We start from the raw sequence: 25,719 nt of genomic DNA, 5'->3' as shown, positions 1-25,719 counted from the left end.
AATCACCCCGTCCCCGGGGCAACTCTTCCAGCCTACCAGACCCGATCCCCACCCCGCAAATCCGTGGATCTGCACAGTCAGGAAGTCCGGCAACCCCAACCCACCCAGCCGAAACACAACAGGTCTCGAACCAGAAGATCAGGGGCGGTCAGCTCGAACCCGGTCTCCACTCCCCGAACCAAACCCTCACCGGGCCCTCCGGGGCGGCGCCGTGGCGCGCTGACTGGGAATAAGTTACGCAGATGCAAAGCCTGGGTCAAATCCCCAGGTCACGCTGGTCGGCTCTGCGCATCGTCGCAGGTCACGGGGCCTCGCTCGCACGCCAATCGCAGTGCCGAAGGCGGTTTTCCGCCGAATCGGTGAATGTGACGTGCGCCGCAAACCGTCCTTTCGGACAGGTCGCCATCCCCTCTTGGGCAGTTATGCGCAGGTCAGAGCGTTCCTACGGTCGATACATGACCGCAACGGACCTGACCTCGTCCCACGCCCCGGCCGCGATGGCTCCGCTCTCCCCCACACCGGAGCCCCGCCGTCGCCGGCGTCGGCGCAATCCGGTCGTGCTCCGATTCCCCTTCGTACCCAGCGGATTCACGCGATGCGGCCTGCTCTCCTGGCGGCGGGTGGCCGGCGTCGTCCAGATCGTCCATCCCTTCGACGAGCAGACGGTCTCGGACGCCACGGTCGTCGACGGTCTCGTCGGGCTGGTCGAGGCCGGGGTGTTGAGCGGTCAGGAACAGTTCGAGTCCGCGGCGGTGGACATCATCCGCGGTTCGGCGGGCACGTCGGCCGATGCCTGGGCAGCGTTCTACGACAACTCCCTGCGTGAACTGCGCTCCGGCACTTCGGCTTTCGCACCAGTTCACCACCGGGCCCGTTCCCTCGTCGCCGGCGACAGCCTGCTGGAGGTCGGATCGTGCTTCGGATTCTTCGCCCTCGCGTGCGCACGTGACGGCCTGCGGGTCTCCGCGTGCGACATCTCCGAAGGGGCCGTCTCCCTGCTCTCCCGTGCATCGCGCCGGCTCGGACTGCCGGTCGAGGCGAGAGTCGGCGATGCGACCCGCCTCCCCCACGACGCGGACTCCGTCGACACCGTGTCGCTGATCCATCTGCTCGAGCACCTCGACGAACCTGCGGCCCTCACCGCGATCACCGAGGCTCTTCGCGTCGCACGGCGCCGCGTCGTCGTCGCCGTGCCGTTCGAGGAGATCCCGAGCCCGCACTTCGGTCATCGGCTGCGACTCACCGAGGACGATCTGCGCCGATGGGCCGAGCGCGTCACCCACGGAGGTGCGGAGGTGTTCACCGACCACGGCGGCTGGCTGGTGCTGACCCCGGCCTGAGTCAGATCAACCCGCGCTTGCTCGCGATGTACACGGCATCGGTGCGCTTGGAGACGCCGAGCTTTCGGATGATGTTGCGGATGTGGAACTTGACCGTCGACTCGGAGATGTAGAGGGTCTCCCCGATCCGCTTGTTGGACATCCCGTCCGCCAGCAGTCGCAGCACCTCCCGCTCCCGGTCGCTGAGGGTCTCGGTGGTCTCGGACTCCCCCGACACGGTGCGCAGCACCACCGCCGCGCTGCGCGGATCGAACGCGCTGCCTCCGGTGGACACCGCCTGGATCGCCCGGACCAGTTCCGTGGTGTCGACATCCTTCACCACATATCCACGCGCTCCGGCACGCACCGCGCGGACGACGAGGTCGTCGTCGAGGAAGGTGGTGAGCACCAGCGACGCCACCTCGGGGTGCCGGTGCGAGATGTCCTTGATCAGGCGCAGTCCCTCGTATTCCGTACCCGCGGACAGTTTGAGGTCGACGACCACGACGTCGGGCCGGCACGCGTTCACCTCGGCCAGCGCCGCGTCGTGCGAGCCGGCCTCGCCGACCACCTCGACCACGTCCTCGCGCTCGAGAAGTGATCGCATGCCCTCCCGGAGGAGGGCATGGTCGTCGACCAGCAGCGTCCGGATCGGTCGTGCGGCGCGCCCGCCATGGACGCGCTTCGGTGTCGTCGTGTCAGGACTCACGAGAACTCCCTCGTCTGTTCCGGGGTCGGCAGGGTGGCCGCCACGCGTATACCCCCCGAGCGCGACCTGCGGATTCGCAACTCCCCGCCGAGCTCGGCGGCACGGGAGGACATGTTGGCCAGTCCCCGGTGCCGGCCGGCGGCGAGATCCCCGAGGGTGGCGGTCCGCAAGACGCGCCGCAGGTGGTCGGGATCACCGACGCCGTCGTCGTCGACCGCCAGCGACACCCGGTCGGGTGCGTAGGTGAGGGTCACGACGACCTCGGTGGCCCGCGCGTGGATGGCCGCGTTGAACAGTGCCTCGCCGGCGATCCGCAACAGGGCGTGCTGCACGTCGTCGGCCAGTTCGCGCGACCGCCCGCGGATGTGGACCGCCGTCGTGAGGTCCGGCGGCATGTGCAGGGAACAGAGTTCGGTCAGGACCTCGCGCACGCTGGGCGACGGCGCACTGGTGGCGTTGTTGAGCGCGTAGATGAACGACCGGAGCTGTTCGACCGCCTCTTTCGTCAGGCGTCCGGCCATCTCGAGCCGGTCGAGCGCGGGGCCGTCCACCAGGCCCCGGCACAGTTCGATCTGCACACCCGCCGACAGCACCGACTGCGTCACCGAGTCGTGCAGCTCGCGGGCGATCCGGGAGCGCTCCTCGTTGAGGAGGGTGGCCCGCATGGCCGCCGACAGCTCGCGTTGCGTGCGTTCGAGTTCCTCGTTGCGCGCGGCCAGTTCCGCCGCGTGGCGGTTCGTCTCGGAGAACAGCTCCGCGTTGAGCAGGGCGACGATCGCCTGACTCGCCAGGATGCGGAGGACGACGAGGTCGGTGGGATCGACCCCGCGGTCGGACGACGTCCAGGCCGAGAGCCCGCCGACCACGTGACCGTCCAGTTCGACCGGGACGTGCACATGGTCCTCGGTGAGGATCGGCCGCTCGAGCACGGGCTCGTGTCCGCGCAGGATGTCGTTGAGGCGGTTGAGCACCTCGTCGGGCAGACCGATGGGCGGCTCGGCGACCGATGCGCCCTCGAAGGCGTACAGCCGCCCGCTGCCCGAGCTGATCAGATGCCGGGGAGCCGAGCGCTCCAGCCGACCGTCGGCGAGCCCGAACACCACCCACTCGGCGCCGAGGTGTTCGCGCACCGCCTGCACCACCGCGACCACCAGCGCCTCGGGTCCCTCGGCGGTCCGGACCAGCGCCCGCGAGATCCGCTCGAGAGCCGCCACCACGCGCCCCAGCCGCGCCTCCACCCCGCGGTACTGCGCGTAATGGCGCCCCTTGACGCTGCGCAGGCCGACCAGGCTGTCGAGGTCCGCGCGGTCGGGACGTTCCCCGGGGTCGGGACGAGAGAGCGGACCGGTCATCAGAGCGCCGCCGCATACAGGTCGCGGATCGCGGCGGACTCGGGCCGGCGCGGGTTGGTCGTCATACAGGAGTCGGCGAGGGCGTGGGTGGTCAGGCGGTCCAGATCCTCGGCGCGAACGCCCAAGGGCTGCAACGACTCCGGCATCCCCACCCGGGCCCCCAGCCCGGAGACCGCATCGGCGAGGCGGTCGGCCACGGTTCGCGCGTCGCCGTCGGCGGGCACGCCGATCGCCTCGGCGAGATCGACGAAGCCGTCCGCGCACACCTCCGCGTTGTAGCGGATGACGTGGGGCAGCAGGACCGCGTTGATCGCGCCGTGCGGGGCGTCGCAGTGGCCGCCGACGGGATGGCTCATGGCGTGCGTGGCACCCAGGATCGCGTTGGTGAACGCCATCCCGGCCCGCAGCGAGGCGAGGGACATCTCGTTGGCGGCCACCTCGTCGGCGGGATCGTCGACCAGCCGTTCGAGGTGGGTCCACACCGATCGGATCGACTCCAGCGCAAGCGAATCGGTCATCGCACCGTGCGCCAGCGAGACGTAGGCCTCGACGCAATGGGTCAGCACGTCCATCCCGACCTGCGCGGTCACCTCCGGCGGCACCGTGGACAGCAGCGTCGGATCGCTCACCGACAGGTCCGGGACCAGGGAACGCCCGATGATGGTGACCTTGGTGCGCCGAGCGGCGTCGTTGATGATGCAGAACTGCGACACGTCCGCGCCGCTGCCCGCGGTGGTCGGCACGGCGACGAGCGGCGGCAGGGGCAGTCGTGCCCGGTCGATGCCCTCGTACTCCAGGATGTGGCCGCCGTTGGACGCGAGGACGGCGACCCCCTTGGCCGCGTCGATCACCGAGCCGCCGCCGAGCGCGACGAGGCCGTCGGCGTCGTGTGCCTTGTAGGCGTCGAACGCCGAGGCGACCTCACCGGCACGCGGGTTGGGTGACACGTCGACGTACGACGCGGCTTCGAGGCCCGCGCCGGCCAACCGCTCGAGAAGCATGCCGAACCACGGGGTCTGCTGCAGGCACCGGTCGCTCACCACGAGCGGGCGGCGCATCCCGAGACCCGCGGTGGCCGGGCCCACCTCGTCGAATGCGCCGGGGCCGAGCACGATCTCGGGCGCGTGGAACTTGGCGACCTGTCCGGCCCCGCGCCGACGTGCGCCACCCTGCATCTATTCCTCCGTCACCACCGTCACCATCACGTCATGCCGTGCACCGCCACCCGATGGGGGCGCACACCGCGGTAACCCGACGCTACTCACCTCACCGCAGGGCCGCACCGAGTTCGTCGCAGCGTGCCAGCATCTCCGCGCCGTCGCGGACGCTGACGACACCGGAACAGTGCTCGGCGTAGTCGGCCATCGCGCAACCGGCCTGCGTCCAGTACCTCGCGGGCTCGGGCGTCACCCACGCGAGACGGTGGGCTCGTCGGGCGATCTCGGCGACGAGGTCGACCCGGGGCTCGAACCCGTTGCTGCGGGCGTCGCCCACGACGAGGACGGAGGTGCGCGAGGAGATCAGGTCCCCGAACTCGCCGAGCAGCCCGGACAGCATCCGGCCGTAGTCGCTGCTCGCCGCGAGGTCGAGACCGTCGGCCGCGAGCACGGCGGCCAGCGCCGCGTCGGCGGAAGCGGCCCGCAGCGCGGTGGTGACCCGCACGGGACGGTCGACGAAGGCGATGACCTCGCAGCGGTCACCGTATCGGTGCAGGGTCTGGGCCAGCCGCAGGATGAACCCGGTCACCGGCCGCACCGACAGCGAGACGTCGACCAGCACCAGCAGCCGGACCGGACCGGGCCGCGGGCGACGGCGCCACAACTGCGCCGGCACTCCGTCGGTGGCGACGGCCGCACGCAGGGTGGCGCGGATGTCGAGAGTGCCCCGGTCGCCCGGGCGGATGACCCGCCGCGGGGCTCCGCGCATCCGCTGGATCAGGCGGTGACAGGCCCGGTCGATGTCGGCCTGGTCGGTGGTGACCGACGTCGTGCGCTCGGGGGTGCCGTCCGCCAGGCCGGCCGCGTCGAGTCGCTCGGCGAAGGCGTCGACGAACGCGGCCAGCGCCGACTCGAGTTCGCGACGGCGGACGTCGTCGAGGTCGGCGTTGCCGTCCGCGCCGTAGGCACGCCGAGGGTCGTAGGCGTCGAGGGCCGCGAGGATCGCCGCGGCGCCCGACAACCCGAGGGGCTTGCTCTGCACCCGCATCGCGGCACCGGTGAGTTCGCCGACCGTCGCCGAGTCCGCCGAATCGAGCTCGACGGTGTAGGTCACTCCCCCACTCACCGCCCCGCTGTCGGGGTCGACACCGAGTTGCTCGGCACCGGCGGAGACGGTGAAGTCGTTCTCCTCCCGGTGCGCGCTCTCGCCGTGCCGCTCCCCGGCATCCGGATCGGCCTCCATGAGATGCCCGATCTCGTCGGTGTGCTCGTCGGCTCCGATCCGGCGCGCGGCGCCCTCGAACTCCTCGTCCCACACCACCTCGTCGGGGAGGTCGGCGGCGACGCCGCGCGGCCGCGGCAGGTCCTCCGGCCGGCCGGGGTCCTCGGCCGCACCGAAGAAGATGTCGAAGGCGCGGTCGAAAGGCGCTGCCTCGTAGGCGTATTTGACGCACACGCTCCGCAGCGCGGCGCGCAGCAGCGCGAGGTCGGCGGCGCCGACGATCGCCAGGGTCCGCCGCACCTCGATGACCTCGGCCGGCGAGGCCGCCACCCCCGCAGCCCGCAGTGTCCGGCCGAACAGCACGGACATCAGGTCGAGGATCTCGACGCGGCGCGTTTCGCGCACCGTGCCGAGGCGGGATGTCATGGCGGTCATCGGCTCGCGCGGGTCCCCGCGCTGCGGGCGCGTCCCGCGCCGAAGGCACGCGCGGTGACCGAGCCCTGGGGCGTGGTGCCGTCGACCCCGATCTCGGTGTGTTCGGCCGCTCCCGGTGTCGCCGGGGCCGCGGCGCGGGCGAGAGCCCCGCGTGCGAGATCGAGGTCGGTCCCGAACTTGACCAGCAGCGACAGCAGCGCCGGGTCCGTCGCGTCGGGCCCGCTGCCCTCGCCTGCCCCGGTGGACTTCAGATACGACGCCGCGCGGGCCGCGTCGATGACCTCGGCGATGGACGGGCTCTTGCGCAACGGGAGATCGCGCAGGCGGCGGGCCAGGTCGACGACCTCGGCGATCACCCGGTCCTCGACCTCAGGCGCCCGAACCGCGACGATCGCGCGTTCGGTCTCCGGGTCCGGATAGTCGACCTGGAAGTGCAGGCACCGCCGCTTGAGGGCCGGCGACAGCTCCCGGGTGTCGTTGGAGGTGAGGATCACCCACGGCGACGACCGCGCGGTGAAGGTCCCGAGCTCGGGCACCGAGACCTGCCGTTCGGCGAGCACCTCGAGCATCACCGCCTCCATCGCCTCGTCGGTCCGGTCGATCTCGTCGACGAGGAGGACGGTCGGGGTCGTCGAGGTGATCGCGGCGAGCAGCGGCCGGGCCACCAGGAAGTCCTCGGTGTACACGCCGACGTCGGTGCGGGCCAGTGCCGCAGACGCCGCCGAAAGTGTCGTCTCCGCGGCCAGCTCGGCGCTGATCCGGTCGCGCAGCATCTGCACGTGCAGCAGCTGGCGGGCGTAGTCCCACTCGTAGAGGGCGCGCGAGTCGTCGAGCCCCTCGTAGCACTGCAGGCGGATCAGCTCGCGGCCCGAGGCCGCGGCGAGGGCCTTGGCGAGCTCGGTCTTGCCCACGCCGGCGGGCCCCTCGAGCAAGAGGGGGCGGTCCAGAAGCGTCGCGAGATGCACGACGACGGCCAGCTCGGGACCGATGAGGTACCCCTGCCCGGACAACGCCGTCGACAGTTCCTCCACCGACTCGAAACGGTATGTGCCGTCGTCGGTTCCGGGCGCCGGCTCGGTGGGGATGTACGTCATCGACATCGGTGACCTTCCATGGTGGTTCGGATGGGAGAGCCGATCCCGTGCCGGGGATGGCGGCGGGCACGGGATCGGCTGGGAAACCGGTAGCTGACTCCCAGGGTCAGTAGCTGCCGGTGAAGGCGTGCGTGACCATCGGGATCAGCGACTCGACGGTGGACTCACGCGGGTTGCCCGGGGTGCACCAGTCGCCCATCATGTGCTCGGCGATCGCGCGGATCTGCTTCTCGGAGGTGTCGATTCCCTCGCCTCGGCCCTCGTACTTGCCGGTGTTCATCCGGTTCTTCTCGTAGCTGTCGACCCGCAGCTGGCCGAAGTTGTCCGGGATGCCGAGGTCCTTGGACAGGCGGATGGCCTCCTCGACCGCGGCGTCGGCCGCCTGGACGGTGGTCATCTTCGAGGTGTCGACGCCCATCAGGGCGGCGATCTCGGCGTAGCGCTCGAAGCGGGAGGGCAGGTTGTACTCCCACACACGCGGCAGGGCGATGGCGTTGTTGAGGCCGTGGTGGCTGTCGTAGAACGCGCTGACCGCGTGCGAGAGGCTGTGGACCAGACCCAGGCCACCGGAGTTGAACGCCTGCGCGGAGATGTACTGCGCGTACATCATCCCGGTGCGCGCCTCGAGGTTCCGCGGGTCGTACACCGCGGTCCGCAGGTGCTTGGCGATCAGCTCGATCGAGTACTTGGCGTTGCCGAGCGAGGGCGCGAAGTCGAGCCGGGACACGTACGGCTCACTCGCGTGGGCGAGCACGTCGAAACCGCAGAACGCGGTGAAGTGCTCGGGGCACGAGTAGTAGAGCAGCGGATCGTCCATGGCCAGGTCGACGAGACAGGTGTCGTCGAAGGCCACCCACTTGTGCGGGTTGTTCATGTCCGAGGTGTCGGTGATGACGTAGGCCCACGAGGTCTCCGAGCCGGTGCCGGCCGTGGTCGAGACCGCGATGTGCTTGGGGTTCTCCTTGTTGGTCGCCTTCGAGAAGCCCTCGAACTCGTTGATGTTGCGGCCGTCGTGCGCGATCACCATGCGCGCGCCCTTGGCCGCGTCATGGCTGGAGCCGCCGCCGACCGAGATGATGCCGTCGCACTTCTCCGACTGGTAGAGCGCGGCGGCGTCCATGACGTTGTAGTCCTTGGGGTTGGACTCCACCTGGTCGTAGAGCACCACGTCGACGCCCTGGTACTCGATCTTGCCGACGAGCTCCTCGATGATGCCCGAGCCGCGCAGGCCGGTGGTCATAAGCAGGACTCGGGTCATGCCGAGTTCCTTGGCCTCGACGCCCAGCATGTCGTGCGCTCCGACGCCCAGCTTCGCCTTCGGGAACGGGTGGAACTCCTTGATGGGGAAGTCCCAGATCTGGTTCAGCTCAATGGCCATGGGGATGATCTCCTTGTGACGTTCGGGTCTGCCACAACGAGAATGTCGCCCAGATCACAACGGCCACAAGGGGTCCTGACCGTCGGCGGGCAACGTCGACCCGACCGGACGGGGGTGGTACCTGTCCGATCGGACAGGTATCCGTGGCCGACGACGCACCCGGCCGATGCGCGAATCAGTCGCTCACACGCTCGATCTCGCCGCCGAGGCTGCGCAGGATCTCCACGAAGTGCGGGTAGCCGCGATCGATGTGTTCGACGTCGTGCACCTCGGTGACGCCGTCGGCCACCAGGCCGGCGAGCACCAAACCCGCGCCGGCGCGGATGTCGGAGCACCACACCGGGGCACTCGACAGACGTTCGATGCCGCGGATCACCGCGTGGTGCCCGTCGGTGCGGGCGTCGGCGCCGAGGCGCACCATCTCCTCGACGAACCGGAAGCGAGCCTCGAAAACGTTCTCGGTGACCAGCGACATGCCCTCGGAGATCGAGGCGAGCGCGATCGCCATCGGCTGCAGGTCGGTCGGGAAGCCGGGGAACGGAAGGGTCGAGACGTTCACCGCGACCGGCCGGCGGTCGTGGCGGACCCGGAATCCGTCGTCGAAGGTGTCGACCCGGGCTCCGGTGTCGACGAGCTTGTTCAGCACGAGCTGCAGGTGTTCGGGCTGCACGCCGTGGACGGTGACGTCTCCGCGGGTCATGGCGGCGGCGATGCCCCACGTCGCACCGACGATGCGGTCGCCGACGACACGGTGGGTGGTCGGATGGAGGCGCTCGACGCCGGTCACGGTCAGGGTCGAGGTGCCCGCCCCCTCGATCTGCGCGCCCATCTGCTGCAGCATCTCGCAGAGATCGACGATCTCCGGTTCCCGCGCAGCGTTGTCGATCGTCGTCTGCCCCTCGGCGAGGACGGCGGCCATCAGGATGTTCTCGGTGGCGCCGACCGAGGGGAACTCGAGTGCGATCGGCGCGCCGACGAGCGCGTCGGCCGCGGCGACCACGCAGCCGTGCTCGATCGAACTCGTCGCGCCCAGGGCACGCAGACCCGCCTGGTGCATGTCGAGCGGTCGCGAACCGATGGCGTCGCCACCCGGCAGCGCCACCACCGCGCGGTGGCAGCGCGCCATCAGCGGTCCGAGCACGCACACCGACGCGCGGAACTGGCGCACGGCCGCGAAGTCGGCGTGGTACTTCGGCTCGGCGGGCGAGGTGATGGTGACCGTGTCGCCTTCCATCTCGACGGTCGCGCCGAGACCGCGCAGCACCTCCGCCATGAGCGGCACGTCGGCGATCTCCGGCGAGTTGGTCAGCACCGTGGTGCCCTCGGCCAGGAGCGCCGCCGCCATCAGCTTCAGCACGCTGTTCTTGGCGCCTCCCACCGAGACCTCACCAGACAGCCGGGCACCACCCGTCACCAGAAACCGATCGCTCACGCATGCCACCTTAGCCGCCGCCCCACCGCGCCCGGTCGACGCAGTACATTCGTCGCATGGCCGTTCACCTCACCAGGATCTACACCCGCACCGGAGACGACGGGACCACCGGTCTCAGCGACTACTCCCGCGTACCCAAGACCGATCCCCGCGTCGTCGCATACGCCGACTGCGACGAGGCCAATGCGGCCATCGGGCTCGCCCTCGCCCTGGGTGGCGAGGTCCCCGAGGACATCCGCAACGTGCTGGCCACCGTCCAGAACGACCTGTTCGATGCGGGCGCGGACCTCTCCAGCCCGATCGTCGAGAACCCGAAGTACCCGCCCCTGCGCATCCAGCAGGACTACATCGACGCCCTCGAACGGTGGTGCGACACCTTCGGCGCCGATCTTCCTGCCCTCGACTCGTTCATCCTGCCCGGCGGCAATCCCCTCGCCGCCTTCCTCCATCAGGCGCGAACCGTCGTCCGTCGTGCGGAGCGCTCGGCCTGGGCCGCGGTCGCCGCATATCCCGACGACACGAGCGTCCTGCCTGCGAAGTACCTGAACCGGCTCTCGGATCTGCTGTTCATCCTGTCCCGCGTCGCCAACCGCGACGCCGACGGCAACCCGGGCGACGTGAAGTGGGTTCCTGGCGGCAACCGCCCGCGCCCGCAAGACGCCTGACCCGCACCGAGACCACGAAAAACACTGCAGCCGGACCGTTTTCACGGTCCGGCTGTTCTCTGCGCCGAGTCGGTCAGGCGCTGCGGCGCCGCTGGGAGCGTTCCGACTGGCGTGACTCGACCCACGACTGGAACGCGGTGACCGCTCCCGGGCCCATCGCGAGCTCGTACGCGCCGTCGCCGCGTCCCTTCGTGTGCACCTGCAGGATCTGCATCCCCTCGAGGATCTCTGTCTCGGTTCCCTCCGGCCGCCGGCGCCCGGTGATCTCGATGCCCTGCCGCGGCAGCGTCACATTCGGTCCCGGACGCAGCGATGCGAGCCGGTAGTAGCGGAGCGAGTCGTCGCGGTAGTGAACCGTGCCGTGCCGCCACCCCTCGTCGACGGCGGCCGGGATGGTGCGCAGCAGGATCGGGGTGCCGGCACGCCGGAGCTTCTCGACGCGGAATACGAGCATCGCGCCCAGGATGACGGCCACGGCGAGCAGCACGCTCAGCAACACGACCGGCAGCGACATCACCTACTCCTTCGTGCGATCCCCGGCCGGCGACGGTGCACCGACACGAATCCACCGGCGGCGGGCTTCCGCGACGCAGGAGGCGGGGACTTGGGCTGTGGGGTCAAGCATGCCAGATGACGTCTTGCAGATGCGAAACGACCTCGGCCGGCCACCGGGTGATCCCGATGACCGGCCGAGGTCGATACCGCGCGAGGCGGCGTGTTACTTCGAAAGGTACTGCGCCGCAGCCAGACGAGCCTGAGCACGGTGGTACTCGGGCGTATCGGGCTCGGCCTGCTCGAGGGCCTGCTTCTCCGCGTTGACGTCCACCTTGTCGGCCCACTCGGCCGACTCGGCGAGGACAGTCACGGCATCGCCGGTGACGGACAGGAATCCGCCCTCGACGGCCGCCGCGCGACGCGTGCCGCTCTCCTCGTCGATCACCACGAAGCCACCCGGGACAAGCTGGCCCAGGAGCGGCTCGTGGTTGGCGAGGACACCGAGCTCGCCGACGGTCGTCTTCGCGATCACGAACGTCGCCTCACCGGAGTACAGGCGCGAGTCCGCGGAGACAACCTCCACGTGGAAGGACTTCTCAGCCATGGATTACCGCTACTTTCCGGCGATCTTGGCGGCGGCGGCCTCCACGTCGTCGAGACCACCGCAGCTGTTGAACGCCTGCTCCGGCAGGTGGTCGAACTCGCCCTTGGCGACCCGGTCGAAGGCCTCGATGGTGTCGGCGAGCGGCACGACCGAGCCCTTCTGGCCGGTGAACTTCTCGGCGACGAGGAAGTTCTGGCCGAGGAACTTCTGGATACGACGCGCGCGGGCGACGGTGACCTTGTCCTCTTCGGAGAGCTCGTCCATACCGAGGATGGCGATGATGTCCTGCAGCTCCTTGTACTTCTGCAGGATGCGCTTGACCTCGTTGGCGACGCGGAAGTGCTCCTCGCCCACGATCGAGGCCTCGAGGATACGCGAGGTCGAGGTCAGCGGGTCCACGGCCGGGTAGATACCCAGCTGCGAGATCGGACGCGAGAGCTCGGTGGTCGCGTCGAGGTGCGCGAAGGTGGTCGCCGGCGCCGGGTCGGTGTAGTCGTCGGCGGGCACGTAGATCGCCTGCAGCGAGGTGATCGAGCGGCCCTTGGTCGAGGTGATGCGCTCCTGGAGCTCACCCATCTCGTCCGCGAGGGTCGGCTGGTAACCCACCGCCGAAGGCATACGACCGAGCAGGGTCGACACCTCCGAACCGGCCTGCGTGAAGCGGAAGATGTTGTCGATGAACAGCAGCACGTCCTGGTGCTTCACATCGCGGAAGTACTCCGCCATGGTCAGCGCCGAAAGCGCCACGCGCATACGGGTGCCCGGCGGCTCGTCCATCTGGCCGAAGACGAGGGCGGTGTCCTGGAGGACGCCCATCTCCTCCATCTCGAGCTTCAGGTCGGTGCCCTCACGGGTGCGCTCACCGACGCCGGCGAACACCGACGTACCGGAGAACTCACGCGCGATACGGGTGATCATCTCCTGGATCAGAACGGTCTTGCCGACGCCCGCGCCGCCGAACAGACCGATCTTGCCGCCCTTCACGTACGGGGTCAGCAGGTCGATGACCTTGATGCCGGTCTCGAGGATCTCGGTCTTGCCCTCGAGCTCGTCGAAGGCCGGCGGCTTGCGGTGGATGCTCCACTGCTCGCCGTCACGACCCAGGCCCGGGCTGTCCAGGCAGTCGCCGAGGGCGTTGAAGACGTGGCCCTTCACGACGTCGCCGACCGGCACGACGATCGAGCGGCCGGTGTCGGTGACCGTGGCACCACGGACCAGGCCGTCGGTCGGCTGCATCGAGATGGTGCGCACCAGGTTGTCGCCCAGGTGCTGCGCAACCTCGAGGGTCAGCGTCTTGGCGACCGAGGGAAGCGTGATCTCGGTGTGCAGGGCGTTGAACAGCTCGGGGATCGAGCCGCGCGGGAACTCCACATCGACCACGGGGCCGATGATGCGGACAACCCGCCCATCGGCGGAACCCGCCGACTTCGCGGAGGGGGTTTCTACTGCTGCGGTCATGGTGCTTGGGTCACTTCCTCTTATTTCGAAGTTTGGGTCTCGTCGTCGTGGTGGCGCATCCGGCTAGTTCGCCAGGGCGCTCGAGCCGCCGACGATCTCGCTGATTTCCTGGGTGATCTGGGCCTGACGGAGCTGGTTGGCCTCGCGCGAGAGCGTCTTGGCCAGTTCCTCGGCGTTGTCGGTCGCCGCCTTCATGGCGGTGCGGCGGGCCGCAGACTCGGACGCAGCCGAATCCAGCAGAGCCGCGTAGACGCGCGTGGCCACGTACTTCGGCAGCAGAGCGTCGAGCAGGGTGTCGGCGTTCGGCTCGAAGGTGTAGTTCCGCGAAGGCTTCTCGTCCTCGGAGTCGTCCTCCGACACGACCAGCGGTGCCACCCGACGGACCTCGGGGACCTGCGACAGCATCGACTGGAACCGCGTGTACACCAGGTGCAGTTCGTCGACGCCCTCGAGGGTCCCGTCGCCGCCCGGACGCTCGACCTCGGTACCCGAGCCGGCCACGAACAGGTTCACGAGGAACTCGGTCGCGGTCGACGCATCGGTGTACTTCGGCGCCTCCGAGAAGCCCGTCCACGAGTCCGCGATCTCCTGACCACGGAAGTTGAAGAACCCGACGCCCTTACGGCCCATCACGAACAGGACGGCTTCCTTGCCCTCCTCGCGCAGCAGCGAGATGAGTTCACGGGTCGCCTTGAGCACGTTCGCGTTGTAACCACCGCACATACCGCGATCGCTGGTGACCACGAGGATCGCCGCGCGCTTGGGGTTCTCGCGCTCGGTCAGCAGCGGGTTGTCCAGTGTTCCCGCATTGCTCGCGAGCTCCGAGAGCACGGTCGTCATCTCTTCCGCGTACGGCTTCGCCGCGGCGACGCGTGCCTGGGCCTTGGTGATCCGCGAGGTCGCGATCAGCTCCTGAGCCTTGGTGATCTTCTTGGTCGACTGGACCGACCGGATGCGTGAGCGCAGCTCACGAATGCTGGCCATGAGCCCTCACCCCTTCCTTATCGCAATGTCCGTTGACGTCCGAGATCACTTGCGGATCTTGATCTCTTCGTTCTCGACGTCCTCGGCATCCATTGCCTCGGCCGCGGCCTCGTTGACCACGCGCTTGCCGTCGTGGGTGAGGTAACCCTTCTTGAACTTGTCGACCTCGGCACCCAGGATCTCGGCCTGGTCGTCGGTCAGCACCTGCCCGCCGGCGATCGAGTCGTAGACACCCTTGGCGGCGTGATGCAGGTGGCTGAGCAGCTGCGTCTCGAAGTTGCGGATGTCGTCGACCGGAACCGAGTCGTAGTAGCCCTCGGAGCAGAGGTAGATCGAGATGATCTCGTCCTCGACCGAGAAGGGGCTGTACTGGTCCTGCTTGAGCATCTCGACCCAACGGGCGCCACGCTCGAGCTGGGCCTTCGAGGCGTCGTCGAGGTCGGAGGCGAAGGCCGAGAAGGCCTCCAGCTCACGGAACTGGGCGAGCTCCAGACGCAGCGAGCCCGAGACCTTCTTCAGGCCCTTGGTCTGCGCGGCACCACCGACGCGCGACACCGAGGTACCGACGTTGATGGCGGGGCGGACACCCTTGTTGAACAGGTCGGACTCGAGGAAGACCTGGCCGTCGGTGATCGAGATGACGTTGGTCGGGATGAACGCCGAGACGTCGTTGGCCTTGGTCTCGATGATCGGCAGACCGGTCATCGAGCCGCCGCCCATCTCGTCCGACAGCTTCGCGCAACGCTCCAGCAGACGGGAGTGCAGGTAGAAGACGTCGCCCGGGTATGCCTCGCGGCCCGGCGGGCGGCGCAGCAGCAGCGAGATCGCACGGTAGGCCTCGGCCTGCTTGGTCAGGTCGTCGAAGACGATGAGGACGTGCTTGCCCTGGTACATCCAGTGCTGGCCGATGGCCGAACCGGTGTAGGGAGCGAGCCACTTGAAGCCGGCCGAGTCCGACGCGGGGGCCGCGACGATGGTGGTGTACTCCATCGCACCGGCCTCGTCGAGGGCGGCCTTGACGCCGGCGATGGTCGAGCCCTTCTGGCCGATCGCGACATAGATGCAGCGCACCTGCTTGGTCGGGTCGCCGGTCTCCCAGTTCGCCTTCTGGTTCAGGATCGCGTCGATGCAGACCGCGGTCTTACCGGTCTTGCGGTCACCGATGATCAGCTGACGCTGGCCGCGGCCGATCGCGGTCATGGCGTCGATGGCCTTGATACCGGTGGCGAGGGACTCCTCGACCGGCTGGCGCTCGAGCACGGTGGCGGCCTGGAGCTCGAGGACGCGACGCTCCTCGGCCTCGATGTCGCCCAGGCCGTCGATCGGCTTGCCGAGCGGATCCACGACGCGGCCGAGGAACTTGTCGCCGACCGGGACCGACAGCACGTCGCCGGTACGGCTGACCTGCTGGCCCTCTTCCAGGGTCTCGTAGTCACCGAGGATGACGGCGCCGATCTCGTCCTCTTCGAGGTTCAGGGCCACGCCGAGCACGCCGCCCTCGAACTGAAGCAGCTCGTTGGCCATCGCGCCGGGCAGACCGCTGACGTGCGCGATACCGTCCGATGTGTCGGTGACGATGCCCACCTCCTCGCGGGAGGCCTCGGCATCGAACGACGAGACATACTGCTCGATCGCTCCCTTAATCTCTTCTGGTGAGATCGTCAACTCCGCCATGGGGTTCTCGTCTTTCCTTGATTAGCTCTGTGGCTTTATGGGGCTTGGTGTGTTCGGGTGATCTGGATGGCGTCAGCGCGGCAGGGTCTCGGCCGCCTTGGCCAGCCGGGTGGCGACGTCGGCGTCGATGACCTCGTCGCCGACGCTGATGCGCAGCCCGCCGAGCAGCTCCGGCTTGACCTCGGTCTGCACCGAGATCGTGCGACCGTAGATCCCGCTGAGGACGGTCGAGAGGCGTGCGACCTGCGCATCCGTGAGGGGCGCGGCCGACTCGACGTGTGCGACGGCCTCTCCGCGACGGGCAGCGGCCAGCTCGGCCAGCTGATCCACCGCGATGTCGGCCGCCTGGCCGTGCAGCAGGCGAACGGTCGACGAGAGCAGCGACCAGGTGTGGCTGCCGACCTTCTCGCCGACCAGCTTCTGCAGGAGGTCGACGCGCTTGTCGGCGTCCTTGTTGTAGTCCGACAGCAGCGTGGCCAGCTGCGGGTTGGCCTCCAGGATGCGGCTGACCCGGAACAGCTCGTCTTCGACCTGCTCGATCACACCGTCACGCTCGGCGGCGGTCAGCACGATGAGGGTGTTCTGGCGACGCAGTGCGGCGATCAGATCGCCGGCCGAGGACCACCGCTGAACGGCGGCCTCCGCGACGACCTCGACGACGACGGGGGCGACCTTGCCGTCGAGGAGGCTGTGGACCAACTGCTTCTTGCCCGCGACGTTGTCGTCGTCCTCGACCAGGCGCTTGCGCAGCACCGGGTTGTCACCGAGGAAGTTGACGACCGCGGTCAGATCGTCGGCCGCAGCGGTCAGCGCAGCGCTGTCGAGGTCCTTGGCGAGCTCGTCGAACTTGTCGGCGACCGCGAGCGCCGAGTCACGGCTGGCGGCACGCATCGAATGCAGGCCGACCAGCTTGGCGCTGGACGGAACCGTGTTCGATGCGCTCGAGGCCATCTGCTCGAGCTCGCCGATCACCCGGTCGACGCTGGCGGCCTGGGCCGAGCTGTCGGACAGGTGGCCGCGGACGATCTCGCCGGCCCGGTCGATGGCCGCGAGGCCGAGGTCGGCACGCAGCTGACGGACGAGGTTGGCACACACCTGGGCAACCTGGGCTCGCCCGTGTTCGGTGATGCGCTTGACCTCGTGATCGGCCTGGGCGCGCATGTCGGCAGCGATGTTCTCGGCGTCGGCCGCCGCATCCTTCTGCATCTGCACGGCCTCGGCCTTCGCCTCGGCAACGGCCTTCTCATGTGCCTTCTTCGCTTCGGCGACGCGCTGCTTGGCGGCCTCCGCCTCGGCGAGCTGCGCACGCACCGTGTCCTGCCGGTCCCGCATCATCTTCTGCACGGGCGGGCGGACGAACTTCCACAGGAGGAAGAGGATGACGGCGAAGCCGACGAGCTGAGCGACGAAGATCTGCCAGTCGAAAGCGGCACCGATGTCGTGGAGCCAGGTCCCGATGGGGCCCTGGTCGGATTCAGTTTCAGTGTTGGCAGCAGCCATTTCTAGTTCACCGCTCCGCTCGTCGATCGGGTGTCCGTGATAGAGGCCGAGTCGACACCGAGAACACGCGCCGCGAGAGTACGGGCGAGTGCGTCCACATCGGCCGCAGCCGTCGAGGCGGCCTGCTCACCCTGAGCCGCCAGCTCTGCGCTGGTCGACTGCAGGGCGGCATCGGCCTCGGCGGTCGCTCGCTGCTTCATCTCGTTGAGCTGTTCCCGGCCCTGCGCGCGAGCCGCGTCGCGCGTGGCAGTGGCCTCACCGCGAGCCTCCTTCAGGAGTTCACGGAACTGGACGTCCGCGTCCTCGAATTCGGCGGCGGCAGCCCGATTGTCATCGGAGGTGCGGCGGATCATCTCGTCCCGCTCCTCGAGGACCTGCTGAATCGGTGGAACCACGAACTTGCGGATGACCAGCAGCAAAATCACGAAGATGAGCAGGACAACGAAGAACGTTCCATTGGGAAGTAGGAAGTTCTCTGCAGCAAGCGTCATTGTGGGGAGGTGTCGTTTCTACTCGGCGACAAGGGGAGCTGGATCAGCCGGCGCTGATCGGGGTGGCGAACACGAAGAGCGCCATGAAGGCCAGGTTGATGAAGTACGCCGCCTCGACCAGACCGACGGTGATGAAGAACGGGGTGAAGAGACGACCCTGTGCCTCCGGCTGGCGAGCGATACCGGCGATGAGCTGGCTACCGGCCAGACCGTTACCGATACCGGCACCAACGGCGCCACCGGCCATGATCAGGCCGCCACCGATGAGTGCGCCGAGGCCAATGTAAGGATCCATTGTGATATTTCCCTTTCGGTTGCTGGCATCTGGTGTGCCAGGTCTTCGGCTGCGACGGCAGGCGCCGACGCAGGTCGGTCATGTGTGATTGTGGGTCGCGGCCGGGTGGCCACGAGGTGCCCTCGCGGGCGGGTCAGTGGTCCTCGGTCTCCATCGACTGGGAGAAGTAGAGGATCGTCAGCAGGGCGAAGATGAATGCCTGGATCAGACCCACGAAGAGCTCGAAGGACTTCCAGATCGCATTCGGCGCCCACATGATGTACGGCGGGAACAGCGCGATCAGGGCGACCATCATGCTGCCGGCGAAGACGTTGCCGAAGAGTCGGAGCGACAGCGAGATCGGCTTGGTGAACTCCTCGATGATGTTGATCGGCGCGAGGAATGCCACGTGACCCTTGACGATGCGCAGCGGGTGGCCCAGCAGACCACGGGCCCGGAAGCCGGCGATCTGGTACCAGATGAAGACGAAGACCGCGAGCGCGTAGGCGAAGTTCACGTCCGCTGCGGGCGGCTTGAGGATCTCGTGATGGCCGACCTGGACCGGGAGGATCGACAGCCAGTTCGAGATCAGGATGAAGGTGAACAGCGAGACCGCCAGCGGAAGGACGTAAGGCGCGACCTTCATGCCGATGGCGCTCTCGACCTGCTGACGCATCTGGATCGTCACGGCCTCCCAGAACAGCTGGACGCCGGAGGGGACGCCGGTCGAGGTGACCTTGGACTTCAGATAGAAAGCCAGCAGGAGCATGATCAGCGCCGCGATGCACGTGGCGATGATGGTCTCGAGGTTGAAGGTCAACCCGAAAAGCTCGAACTTGGTGTAATGCCCCACCTGAATGGCTGGTTCGCCATCCTCTGCAGCAAGGTAGAAGGCGGTCGTCATGGTTGGCTACGAAGTCCTTTCATCACCGGAATGACCGTGTTCAGCACCAAGACCACCTGGCCGATGGCGAGTCCGAACATCGCGCCCAACCCGTCGGGTTGGACCAGAAACGCCGCCAGCAGCGCGAGTACCGTGATGGCACCCAGGCGCATGGCGGAGTTGAGAGCAAGTGCGGTCTTGCGGGGGTTCAGCTCGGCGGTGACCGTGTCGACAGCACGCTTCACGAGCAGTGCGTTGACGAGGATTGCCGCGACTCCGAGCAGGAAGAACACTGCGAAGAGCGGATGCCCGACGAGAATCGAGACCACCGCGACCACCAGAGTGATGCCGCCGGCGATGATCGCCGGACGACGAAGGCCGGTCGGCGCCTGCGGATAGACGGGAGCCGAATCAGGGGCAGATGTGGCCATGTCCCTCTCCTCAGCTCTCAGATCCGTACCGACGGCGCGGGGCACCCATGAGCAGGCAGCAGCCCAGAGGCTGCTCAGCTCGTCCGGTGTGACCCTACCAACACCCTCCCAGGTGGATCACCGGGGGGTATGCGTCGCGGTGGGCCGACGGTCCGTGGAGTCCGGACAGTCCCCTTTCCCGCGACTACTACGGCTGATAGTACACGGTCTTATGGTTCCCTTACCAATGGGTCGTTCTCCCACCCTCGGTCCCCGGATCAGCGCACTGACCAGCACCGAGCCGGGAATCAGGCGGAGCGGTCGGCCAACCCGCGGGTGCGGAACTCGGCGAACCGGCGCGCCAGCCGCGGCGCCATCGTCGCCAGCAGGGCGACGACGAGGCCCGCGGCGAAGACCGGTGCGACGACCGACAGCGGGAAAAGGGTGCTCGCCGCCGCCGAGAACGCCAGCACACCGACCCAGAGATAGATGATGAGCGCGACCCGCCGTTGCGAATGCCCCAGCTCGAGCAGGCGGTGGTGCAGGTGCATCTTGTCCGGCGTGTAGAAGCCGACTCCCGCCCTGGTCCGCCGGATCACGGCCAGCAGCATGTCGAGCATCGGGATGAAGACGACGGCCGCGACGAGGATGAGCGGCGACAGCAGGGTGAAGAGGTCGGCCGGCCCGTAGGCGTTGACCGCGATGCGGCCCGAGGCGCTCGTCGACGCCGCGGCGAGCATCAGGCCGATGAGCATCGCGCCGGAATCCCCCATGAAGATGCGGGCCGGGGAGAAGTTGTGCGGCAGGAAGCCGAGGCACGCGCCGGCGAGGGCCACCGAGATGAGCGCCGGCGGGTAGTAACTGACGTCGCCACCCTGGTCGCGGAGCAGACCGAGCGAGAACATGCAGATCGCCGACGCCGCGATGAGGCCGAGCCCCGCGGCGAGGCCGTCGAGGCCGTCGACGAAGTTGATCGCGTTGATCGTGGCCACCGTGATCGCCACGGTGAGCAGACCCGCCTGCAGCGGGTCGAGCACGACGGTTCCGATGTCGGCGAAGGGAACCGGTAGCTGTATCCAGCTGATCCCCAGCAGCACGAGGACCCCGGCGGCGGTGAGTTGCCCGACGAACTTGGTCAGCGCGTCGAGGCCCCATCGGTCGTCGACGACGCCGACCAGGACGATCACGGTTCCGGCGGCGATCACCGCGGTCATGTCGGTGGTGTAGGCGAAGCCCCGGTTGAGCGCCGGGAGGTTCGCGGCGAGCGCGATGCCGGCCACCACCCCGCCGAACATGCCGAGACCGCCGAGCCGCGGGGTCGGGATGACGTGCACGTCCCGCACGCGCGGCACGGCGACGGCGCCCGCCTTGATGGCGAAGACGCGGACCGCGGATGTCAGCAGGTAGGTCATCGCGGCGGCGGTCAGCCCGACGAGCAGGAGCTCGCGCAGCGGCACACCCGCCCCTCCCCCGTCGGTGGCGGCGGCGAGCAGCAGGCCGGGGCCGTTCATCGGCTCACCACCCCGCGGGCTCGGGATCCCGCACACTCTGACGCTGACACCCGGACAACGCTACCCGGTTGTGAGACGGGAGATCTCACGGTGGATCCGATCGTGTTCGGCGTGGTCGGGCGTCGCCATCGCGGCGACCATGGCGTCGGCCAGCGCGGGTATCCGGTCCGTGGTCAGGCCGAGCGCGGCGGGCACGGGCGTCCCGATGCGGATGGCCGAGCCCTCGTTGACGGGGCGGGTCTCGAAGGGCAGGACGGCCTTGTCCACGACGATCCCGGCGCGGGACAGGCGATGCTGGGCGTCGACCCCGGAGATGCCGAGCGGCGAGACGTCGACGACCGCCTGGTGGGTGTCGGTGCCGCCGGAGACGACCCGCAGGCCGCGGACGGCGAGTTCGGCCGACAGGTCCTGCGCCAGTTCGACCGTCGTCCGCACGTAGGCGGCGAAGTCCTCGGTCGCGCTCTCGGCGAAGGCGACCGCCTTGGCGGCGACGGCGTGCATCGACGGTCCGCCCTGCGTGAACGGATGCACGGCCTTGCGCAGCACCCGCTCGTATTCGGCGCGGGCCAGGATGACGCCGCCGCGCGGCCCGCGGAAGACCTTGTTGGTGGAGAAGGTGACCACGTCGGCGTACGGCACGGGCGAGGGCAGCGTTCCGGCCGCGGCGTGCCCGGCGAGGTGCGCCGCGTCGACGAGCAGGATGCACGCGGCCTCGTCGGCGATCTGCCGCAGCAGGGGGTAGTCGAACGATCGGGAGTAGGAGGTGGCCCCGACCACCAGCAGGCGCGGCCGGTGGACCAGCGCGAGTTCTCGGACCTGGTCGTAGTCGACGAGCTCGTCGTCGGCGCGCAGGCCGTAGTGCAACGGGGTGAACCAGCGCCCGGAGAAATTGGCCCGGGACCCGTGGGTCTGGTGTCCGCCCTGGTCGAGTCGCAGCGCGAGCACCGGGTCGCCGGGCTGCGCGAACGCCGCGAACACAGCGAGATTGGCCGCAGTGCCCGACAGCGGCTGCACGTTGGCGTAGCCCGCGCCGAACAACTCGCGGGCACGGGCGACCGCGAGCTCCTCGAGTTCGTCGACGACCTCGCACCCACCGTGGAATCGCGAAGTCGGTTGTCCCTCAGCGTATTTCGCGTCGAAGACCGACGCCATCGCCGCACGGACCCCGGGAGTGGGTTCGGTCTCGCTCGCGATCAGTTGCAGCGACGACGCGCGACGCCGCACCTCCCGCGCGATGAGCGCGTCGACGCGGCGATCGCCGGTCGTGACCTCGCCGGTTCCCATTGTCTCCCCCGTCATGCTCGTCCCCGCCGCACTCGCGTGCCGTCTGCGGCCTCGACGCGCCCGGTCATGACCCCGGGAGCAGCGACGACGGATCGACGTCGAGCACCTCTGCGATCTCGGCGGTCGTGATGGCGCCCTCGCGGAGGATCCGCGGCTCGCCGCCGGAGACATCGACGATCGTGGAGGGCCGGGCGATCGGGGCGGGGCCGCCGTCGAGATAGACCGCGACCTCGTCGCCGAGCTGCTCCTGCGCCTCCTCGACGGTGGTCGCCGGCGGACGGCCGGAGACGTTCGCGCTCGAGACCGCCATCGGCCCCACCTCGCGCAGCACCTCGATCGCCACCGGGTGCAGCGGCATGCGCAACATCACGGTGCCGTCGGTGTCGCCGAGGTCCCATGCCAGCGAGGGCGCCTGGCGGACCACCAGGCTCAGCCCGCCCGGCCAGAACGCCTCGATGAGGTCGCGGGCGGCCTGTGGAACCGACAACACCAGTCCGTCGATCGTGTGCCAGGAGCCTACGAGGACGGGCACCGGCATGCCACGACCGCGGTGCTTGGCCGCGAGCAGAGCCCCGACGGCGTCGGAATCGAAGGCATCGCAACCGATGCCGTAGAGCGTGTCGGTGGGGATGACCACCAGGCGTCCGCCCTTCGCCGCCCCGACGGCCGCCCGGATTCCCGCCGAACGGCTCTGCGGATCGTTGCAGTCGAAAACTGTGCTCACCCGTCCATCCTTTCATGTGGGAGGACCGCGACCGAGACACGTCGGGGGGCACGTCGCGCGATCACGCCGCGGTGTGCGGGTCGAACGGCTGTCAGCGGACGCGACGTGCGGTGACGAAGCGCTGACGCCCCGCGAGATCCCGCCGGGCCGTCACCTCGTCGAAGGCGCCGTCGGCCAGCAGGCAGTCGACGACCGCCTCCGAGGTGGTGTCGTCGTGCTCGATGCCCAACTGTCCCCCGACCTCGAGCATCGACGCGACCACCGGGACCAACCCGACGATGACCGACATCCCGTCGTCCCCGCCGTAGACGGCGCGCGCGGGGTCGTGGGCCACCTCGGCCGACACCTCGGCATCCAGGGGCACATAGGGAGGGTTGGTGACGACGAGCGAAACACTGCCGTCGGGGATCGCCGATCCGATCCGGGCCGGGTCGGTGGCGTCGGCGGCGAGCACCCGCACCCGCTCGCGGACCTCGTCCGGGGCGCCGGAGACGTTGCGGCGCAACCAGACCAACGCGTCGTCGTCGATCTCGACCGCGGTGACCCGCACCGACGGCGCCATCGTCGCCAGTCCCAGGGCGAGCGCGCCGCTGCCGCTGCACAGGTCAACCGCCCGGGCGCCCTGCGGCAGCGAACCCGCCACCCCGACGGCCCATTCCAGGAGTAACTCGGTCTCCGGGCGCGGGATGAACACGCCGGGGCCGACGGCCAGTTCGAGCGGCCCGAACGCGGCGGTCCCGACGATGTGCTGCAGGGGCGTGCGACGTGCACGCTGTTCGACCGCCTCCCGAAAGGCCTGCACCTCGGTGTCGGCGACGGTGTCGACGACCACCAGGCGCCCCGGATCGCAGCCGAGCACGTGGGCCATCAGCCACTCGGCGTCGCGTCGCGCCGAATCGACGCCGGACTCGGCGAGCCGTGCCGCGGCGGCGCGGATCTCGTCGGCCACCCGGGCCGGCTCACCCGACATCGCCGCCTATTCGGCTTCCATGCGGGCCTGGCGGTCGGCCGCCGACAGCGCGTCGAGCAGGGCGTCCATGTCGCCGGCGAGGACCGCGTCGAGGTTGTTGGCCTTGTACCCGATGCGGTGATCGGTAATGCGGTTCTCGGGGAAGTTGTAGGTGCGGATGCGCTCGGAGCGGTCCACCGTGCGGATCTGCGCGGCACGCCCCTCCGCGGCCGCGGCCTCGGCCTCCTCCTCGGCGGCAGCCTGCAGACGCGCGGCGAGAACCTGCATGGCACGGGCCTTGTTCTGCAGCTGCGACCGCTCGTTCTGGCACGTCACGACGATGCCGGTGGGCAGGTGGGTGATGCGGACCGCCGAGTCGGTGGTGTTGACACCCTGGCCGCCCTTGCCGGACGAGCGGTAGACGTCGATGCGCAGGTCGGACTCGTCGATGGAGACCTCGGCGATCTCCTCGGGTTCCGGGTAGATCAACACGCCCGCGGCGGAGGTGTGGATGCGGCCCTGCGACTCGGTGACCGGCACGCGCTGGACGCGGTGGACGCCGCCCTCGAACTTCAGGCGCGACCACACGCCGTCGCGGGAAGGCTCGCGGGCCTTGATGGAGAACGTCGCCTCCTTGTAGCCGCCGAGATCGGACTCGGTGATGCCGAGGACCTCGGTCTTCCAGCCGCGCCGTTCGCAGTACTTCAGGTACATCCGGGCGAGATCGGAAGCGAACAACGCCGACTCCTCGCCGCCGGCGCCGGACTTGATCTCGAGGACCACGTCGTCGGCGTCGTGCGGGTCGCGCGGGGCCAGCAGGTCGGTCAGCGCGGCGTCGAGCTCGTCGACCTTCTCCTCCAGGGCCGGGATCTCCGAGGCAAACGAGGGATCGTCGGCGGCGAGCTCGCGAGCGGCCTCGAGATCTTCGCGGGCCGCCGTGAGCTTCTTGTAGGTCGCCATGATCGGCGCCAGTTCGGCAAAGCGCTTGCCCACGCGGCGGGCGGCCGCCGGGTCGTCGTGCAGCGAGGGGTCGGAGAGCTGACGTTCGAGACCGGCGTGCTCGGCCAGGATGTCATCGATGGCCGACGGACTCTGCGTACTCACTGCGAACCTCACTTGCGAAGAAGGAATCCGGCGGGAGAAGAACCTGCACGACCACTGTGCGCCTTTTCCCGGCCGGGATGGGGGAAGCCGACCAAACACAAACGACGCCCGTCCCGACTGGTGCGTCGGGCGGGCGTCGTCGTGGGGCCTACTTGGAGCGCTTGCCGTAGCGCTTCTCGAACCGGGCGACGCGGCCGCCGGTGTCGAGGATCTTCTGCTTGCCGGTGTAGAACGGGTGGCACTGCGAGCAGACCTCGACGTTGATCCGGCCGTTGGCAGCGGTGCTGCGGGTCTCGAAGGTGTTGCCGCAACCGCAGACGACGGTGGTCGCCTGGTACTCGGGGTGGATTCCCTGCTTCATGTCTGGTGTCCCTTTCTGTGGTCGCCGGGTCACCGTCGCCTCTCGACGGTGTGAACCGGAACCGGACTCGACCGCTCAGTATGCCACGTCGGGTATCGGGCACGGAAATCGCCGAGACCCACCCGTCGAGCGGTCGCAGAGAGCACAACAGCATGACCGCCGTGCGCATTCCCGCCGGTGGCCTCGAGTCCGATTCGCGGCGTTCTCCCTGCAGAACAGCGGGAAAGATCACACCGAAACGGCTGGTGAG

25 protein-coding genes are annotated in these 25,719 nt (G+C 68.9%); 2 read left to right on the top strand and 23 right to left on the bottom strand.

Annotation, left to right across the window (positions count from 1 at the left end; translation table 11 throughout):
- Positions 1 to 455: 455 nt before the first annotated feature.
- On the top strand, positions 456 to 1,340 hold the full coding sequence (gene mftM, locus GP2_RS14815) for a mycofactocin oligosaccharide methyltransferase MftM (protein ID WP_006901336.1): 885 nt from the start codon (positions 456 to 458) through the stop codon (positions 1,338 to 1,340).
- Position 1,341: 1 nt separating this feature from the next.
- Here the strand turns inward: mftM and GP2_RS14810 are convergent, their stop codons facing one another.
- From GP2_RS14810 to murA, 7 genes are all read right to left on the bottom strand, one after another.
- Entirely contained in the window at positions 1,342 to 2,028 is a 687-nt protein-coding gene (locus tag GP2_RS14810) for a MadR family response regulator transcription factor (protein WP_006901335.1), read from the bottom strand.
- A complete protein-coding gene (locus GP2_RS14805; protein WP_006901334.1) occupies positions 2,025 to 3,380 on the bottom strand; it encodes a MadS family sensor histidine kinase in 1,356 nt (451 codons plus the stop codon). The genes GP2_RS14810 and GP2_RS14805 overlap by 4 nt, the downstream gene beginning before the upstream one ends.
- On the bottom strand, positions 3,380 to 4,555 hold the full coding sequence (locus tag GP2_RS14800) for an iron-containing alcohol dehydrogenase (protein WP_006901333.1): 1,176 nt from the start codon (positions 4,553 to 4,555) through the stop codon (positions 3,380 to 3,382). Before GP2_RS14800 ends, GP2_RS14805 begins: the two co-directional genes overlap by 1 nt.
- 91 nt (positions 4,556 to 4,646) lie before the next feature.
- Positions 4,647 to 6,194: a MadC family VWA domain-containing protein gene (gene madC, locus GP2_RS14795; RefSeq protein WP_006901332.1), complete on the bottom strand. Its 1,548-nt coding sequence runs from the start codon at positions 6,192 to 6,194 to the stop codon at positions 4,647 to 4,649.
- A complete protein-coding gene (locus GP2_RS14790) occupies positions 6,191 to 7,294 on the bottom strand; it encodes a MadB family AAA-type ATPase (RefSeq protein WP_006901331.1) in 1,104 nt (367 codons plus the stop codon). The genes madC and GP2_RS14790 overlap by 4 nt, the downstream gene beginning before the upstream one ends.
- A gap of 100 nt (positions 7,295 to 7,394) precedes the next feature.
- Entirely contained in the window at positions 7,395 to 8,666 is a 1,272-nt protein-coding gene (mdo, locus tag GP2_RS14785; RefSeq protein WP_006901330.1) for an NDMA-dependent methanol dehydrogenase, read from the bottom strand.
- Between the two features lie 175 nt (positions 8,667 to 8,841).
- Positions 8,842 to 10,098 carry a UDP-N-acetylglucosamine 1-carboxyvinyltransferase gene (gene murA / locus GP2_RS14780; RefSeq protein WP_040527143.1) on the bottom strand — a complete coding sequence of 419 codons (1,257 nt, stop codon included), beginning with the start codon at positions 10,096 to 10,098 and terminating at the stop codon, positions 8,842 to 8,844.
- Between the two features lie 56 nt (positions 10,099 to 10,154).
- On the opposite strand from murA, the gene GP2_RS14775 reads away from it, so the two are divergent.
- Entirely contained in the window at positions 10,155 to 10,763 is a 609-nt protein-coding gene (locus GP2_RS14775; protein ID WP_006901328.1) for a cob(I)yrinic acid a,c-diamide adenosyltransferase, read from the top strand.
- Positions 10,764 to 10,836: 73 nt separating this feature from the next.
- Here the strand turns inward: GP2_RS14775 and GP2_RS14770 are convergent, their stop codons facing one another.
- From GP2_RS14770 to rpmE, 16 genes are all read right to left on the bottom strand, one after another.
- On the bottom strand, positions 10,837 to 11,277 hold the full coding sequence (locus GP2_RS14770; protein WP_006901327.1) for a DUF2550 domain-containing protein: 441 nt from the start codon (positions 11,275 to 11,277) through the stop codon (positions 10,837 to 10,839).
- 204 nt (positions 11,278 to 11,481) lie between these two features.
- Positions 11,482 to 11,862: a F0F1 ATP synthase subunit epsilon gene (locus GP2_RS14765; protein ID WP_006901326.1), complete on the bottom strand. Its 381-nt coding sequence runs from the start codon at positions 11,860 to 11,862 to the stop codon at positions 11,482 to 11,484.
- A gap of 9 nt (positions 11,863 to 11,871) precedes the next feature.
- A complete protein-coding gene (atpD, locus tag GP2_RS14760) occupies positions 11,872 to 13,320 on the bottom strand; it encodes a F0F1 ATP synthase subunit beta (RefSeq protein ID WP_006901325.1) in 1,449 nt (482 codons plus the stop codon).
- 63 nt (positions 13,321 to 13,383) lie between these two features.
- Positions 13,384 to 14,304, bottom strand: coding sequence for a F0F1 ATP synthase subunit gamma (locus GP2_RS14755; RefSeq protein ID WP_006901324.1), 921 nt, complete (start codon positions 14,302 to 14,304; stop codon positions 13,384 to 13,386).
- 45 nt (positions 14,305 to 14,349) lie between these two features.
- Positions 14,350 to 15,978 carry a F0F1 ATP synthase subunit alpha gene (gene atpA, locus GP2_RS14750; RefSeq protein WP_006901323.1) on the bottom strand — a complete coding sequence of 543 codons (1,629 nt, stop codon included), beginning with the start codon at positions 15,976 to 15,978 and terminating at the stop codon, positions 14,350 to 14,352.
- Positions 15,979 to 16,050: 72 nt separating this feature from the next.
- Positions 16,051 to 17,478 carry a F0F1 ATP synthase subunit B/delta gene (locus tag GP2_RS14745; protein ID WP_006901322.1) on the bottom strand — a complete coding sequence of 476 codons (1,428 nt, stop codon included), beginning with the start codon at positions 17,476 to 17,478 and terminating at the stop codon, positions 16,051 to 16,053.
- A gap of 2 nt (positions 17,479 to 17,480) precedes the next feature.
- On the bottom strand, positions 17,481 to 17,969 hold the full coding sequence (locus GP2_RS14740; RefSeq protein ID WP_006901321.1) for a F0F1 ATP synthase subunit B: 489 nt from the start codon (positions 17,967 to 17,969) through the stop codon (positions 17,481 to 17,483).
- Positions 17,970 to 18,012: 43 nt separating this feature from the next.
- Complete coding sequence (locus GP2_RS14735; protein ID WP_006360523.1) at positions 18,013 to 18,264, bottom strand: F0F1 ATP synthase subunit C; 252 nt, start codon at positions 18,262 to 18,264, stop codon at positions 18,013 to 18,015.
- Positions 18,265 to 18,397: 133 nt separating this feature from the next.
- A complete protein-coding gene (atpB, locus tag GP2_RS14730; protein WP_006901320.1) occupies positions 18,398 to 19,147 on the bottom strand; it encodes a F0F1 ATP synthase subunit A in 750 nt (249 codons plus the stop codon).
- Entirely contained in the window at positions 19,144 to 19,557 is a 414-nt protein-coding gene (locus GP2_RS14725; RefSeq protein WP_006901319.1) for an ATP synthase subunit I, read from the bottom strand. Before GP2_RS14725 ends, atpB begins: the two co-directional genes overlap by 4 nt.
- A 287-nt stretch (positions 19,558 to 19,844) precedes the next feature.
- Positions 19,845 to 21,047 (bottom strand): MraY family glycosyltransferase, encoded by a 1,203-nt coding sequence (locus GP2_RS14720; protein ID WP_006901318.1) that lies wholly within the window; start codon positions 21,045 to 21,047, stop codon positions 19,845 to 19,847.
- Between the two features lie 60 nt (positions 21,048 to 21,107).
- On the bottom strand, positions 21,108 to 22,346 hold the full coding sequence (gene glyA / locus GP2_RS14715) for a serine hydroxymethyltransferase (RefSeq protein ID WP_255218631.1): 1,239 nt from the start codon (positions 22,344 to 22,346) through the stop codon (positions 21,108 to 21,110).
- Positions 22,347 to 22,395: 49 nt separating this feature from the next.
- The gene (locus GP2_RS14710; protein WP_006901316.1) at positions 22,396 to 23,055 is read right to left on the bottom strand and encodes an L-threonylcarbamoyladenylate synthase; all 660 of its coding nucleotides are present in this window, start codon (positions 23,053 to 23,055) and stop codon (positions 22,396 to 22,398) included.
- Between the two features lie 91 nt (positions 23,056 to 23,146).
- The gene (gene prmC / locus GP2_RS14705) at positions 23,147 to 24,025 is read right to left on the bottom strand and encodes a peptide chain release factor N(5)-glutamine methyltransferase (protein WP_006901315.1); all 879 of its coding nucleotides are present in this window, start codon (positions 24,023 to 24,025) and stop codon (positions 23,147 to 23,149) included.
- Positions 24,026 to 24,031: 6 nt separating this feature from the next.
- Positions 24,032 to 25,108, bottom strand: coding sequence for a peptide chain release factor 1 (gene prfA, locus GP2_RS14700; protein ID WP_006901314.1), 1,077 nt, complete (start codon positions 25,106 to 25,108; stop codon positions 24,032 to 24,034).
- A gap of 148 nt (positions 25,109 to 25,256) precedes the next feature.
- On the bottom strand, positions 25,257 to 25,469 hold the full coding sequence (rpmE, locus tag GP2_RS14695; RefSeq protein ID WP_006901313.1) for a 50S ribosomal protein L31: 213 nt from the start codon (positions 25,467 to 25,469) through the stop codon (positions 25,257 to 25,259).
- Positions 25,470 to 25,719: the final 250 nt, after the last annotated feature.

It is taken from the genome of Gordonia paraffinivorans NBRC 108238 (assembly GCF_000344155.1).
GTDB lineage: Bacteria > Actinomycetota > Actinomycetes > Mycobacteriales > Mycobacteriaceae > Gordonia > Gordonia paraffinivorans.
The sequence above is the reverse complement of the archived record's forward strand: the minus strand, read 5'-3'. Positions and strand labels throughout refer to the sequence as shown.

Excerpts from the sequence above, each read along its gene's own strand:
- GP2_RS14740 (WP_006901321.1), bottom strand. The coding sequence starts at position 17,969 with ATGACGCTTGCTGCAGAGAACTTCCTACTTCCCAATGGAACGTTCTTC.
- mftM (WP_006901336.1), top strand. The coding sequence starts at position 456 with ATGACCGCAACGGACCTGACCTCGTCCCACGCCCCGGCCGCGATGGCT.
- glyA (WP_255218631.1), bottom strand. The coding sequence starts at position 22,346 with ATGACGGGGGAGACAATGGGAACCGGCGAGGTCACGACCGGCGATCGC.
- mdo (WP_006901330.1), bottom strand. The coding sequence starts at position 8,666 with ATGGCCATTGAGCTGAACCAGATCTGGGACTTCCCCATCAAGGAGTTC.
- rpmE (WP_006901313.1), bottom strand. The coding sequence starts at position 25,469 with ATGAAGCAGGGAATCCACCCCGAGTACCAGGCGACCACCGTCGTCTGC.
- madC (WP_006901332.1), bottom strand. The coding sequence starts at position 6,194 with ATGACCGCCATGACATCCCGCCTCGGCACGGTGCGCGAAACGCGCCGC.
- GP2_RS14755 (WP_006901324.1), bottom strand. The coding sequence starts at position 14,304 with ATGGCCAGCATTCGTGAGCTGCGCTCACGCATCCGGTCGGTCCAGTCG.
- GP2_RS14770 (WP_006901327.1), bottom strand. The coding sequence starts at position 11,277 with ATGTCGCTGCCGGTCGTGTTGCTGAGCGTGCTGCTCGCCGTGGCCGTC.
- GP2_RS14775 (WP_006901328.1), top strand. The coding sequence starts at position 10,155 with ATGGCCGTTCACCTCACCAGGATCTACACCCGCACCGGAGACGACGGG.
- GP2_RS14800 (WP_006901333.1), bottom strand. The coding sequence starts at position 4,555 with ATGCAGGGTGGCGCACGTCGGCGCGGGGCCGGACAGGTCGCCAAGTTC.
- GP2_RS14790 (WP_006901331.1), bottom strand. The coding sequence starts at position 7,294 with ATGTCGATGACGTACATCCCCACCGAGCCGGCGCCCGGAACCGACGAC.
- GP2_RS14720 (WP_006901318.1), bottom strand. The coding sequence starts at position 21,047 with ATGAACGGCCCCGGCCTGCTGCTCGCCGCCGCCACCGACGGGGGAGGG.
- atpD (WP_006901325.1), bottom strand. The coding sequence starts at position 13,320 with ATGACCGCAGCAGTAGAAACCCCCTCCGCGAAGTCGGCGGGTTCCGCC.
- GP2_RS14805 (WP_006901334.1), bottom strand. The coding sequence starts at position 3,380 with ATGACCGGTCCGCTCTCTCGTCCCGACCCCGGGGAACGTCCCGACCGC.
- GP2_RS14735 (WP_006360523.1), bottom strand. The coding sequence starts at position 18,264 with ATGGATCCTTACATTGGCCTCGGCGCACTCATCGGTGGCGGCCTGATC.
- atpB (WP_006901320.1), bottom strand. The coding sequence starts at position 19,147 with ATGACGACCGCCTTCTACCTTGCTGCAGAGGATGGCGAACCAGCCATT.
- GP2_RS14745 (WP_006901322.1), bottom strand. The coding sequence starts at position 17,478 with ATGGCTGCTGCCAACACTGAAACTGAATCCGACCAGGGCCCCATCGGG.
- prmC (WP_006901315.1), bottom strand. The coding sequence starts at position 24,025 with ATGTCGGGTGAGCCGGCCCGGGTGGCCGACGAGATCCGCGCCGCCGCG.
- atpA (WP_006901323.1), bottom strand. The coding sequence starts at position 15,978 with ATGGCGGAGTTGACGATCTCACCAGAAGAGATTAAGGGAGCGATCGAG.
- GP2_RS14725 (WP_006901319.1), bottom strand. The coding sequence starts at position 19,557 with ATGGCCACATCTGCCCCTGATTCGGCTCCCGTCTATCCGCAGGCGCCG.
- GP2_RS14765 (WP_006901326.1), bottom strand. The coding sequence starts at position 11,862 with ATGGCTGAGAAGTCCTTCCACGTGGAGGTTGTCTCCGCGGACTCGCGC.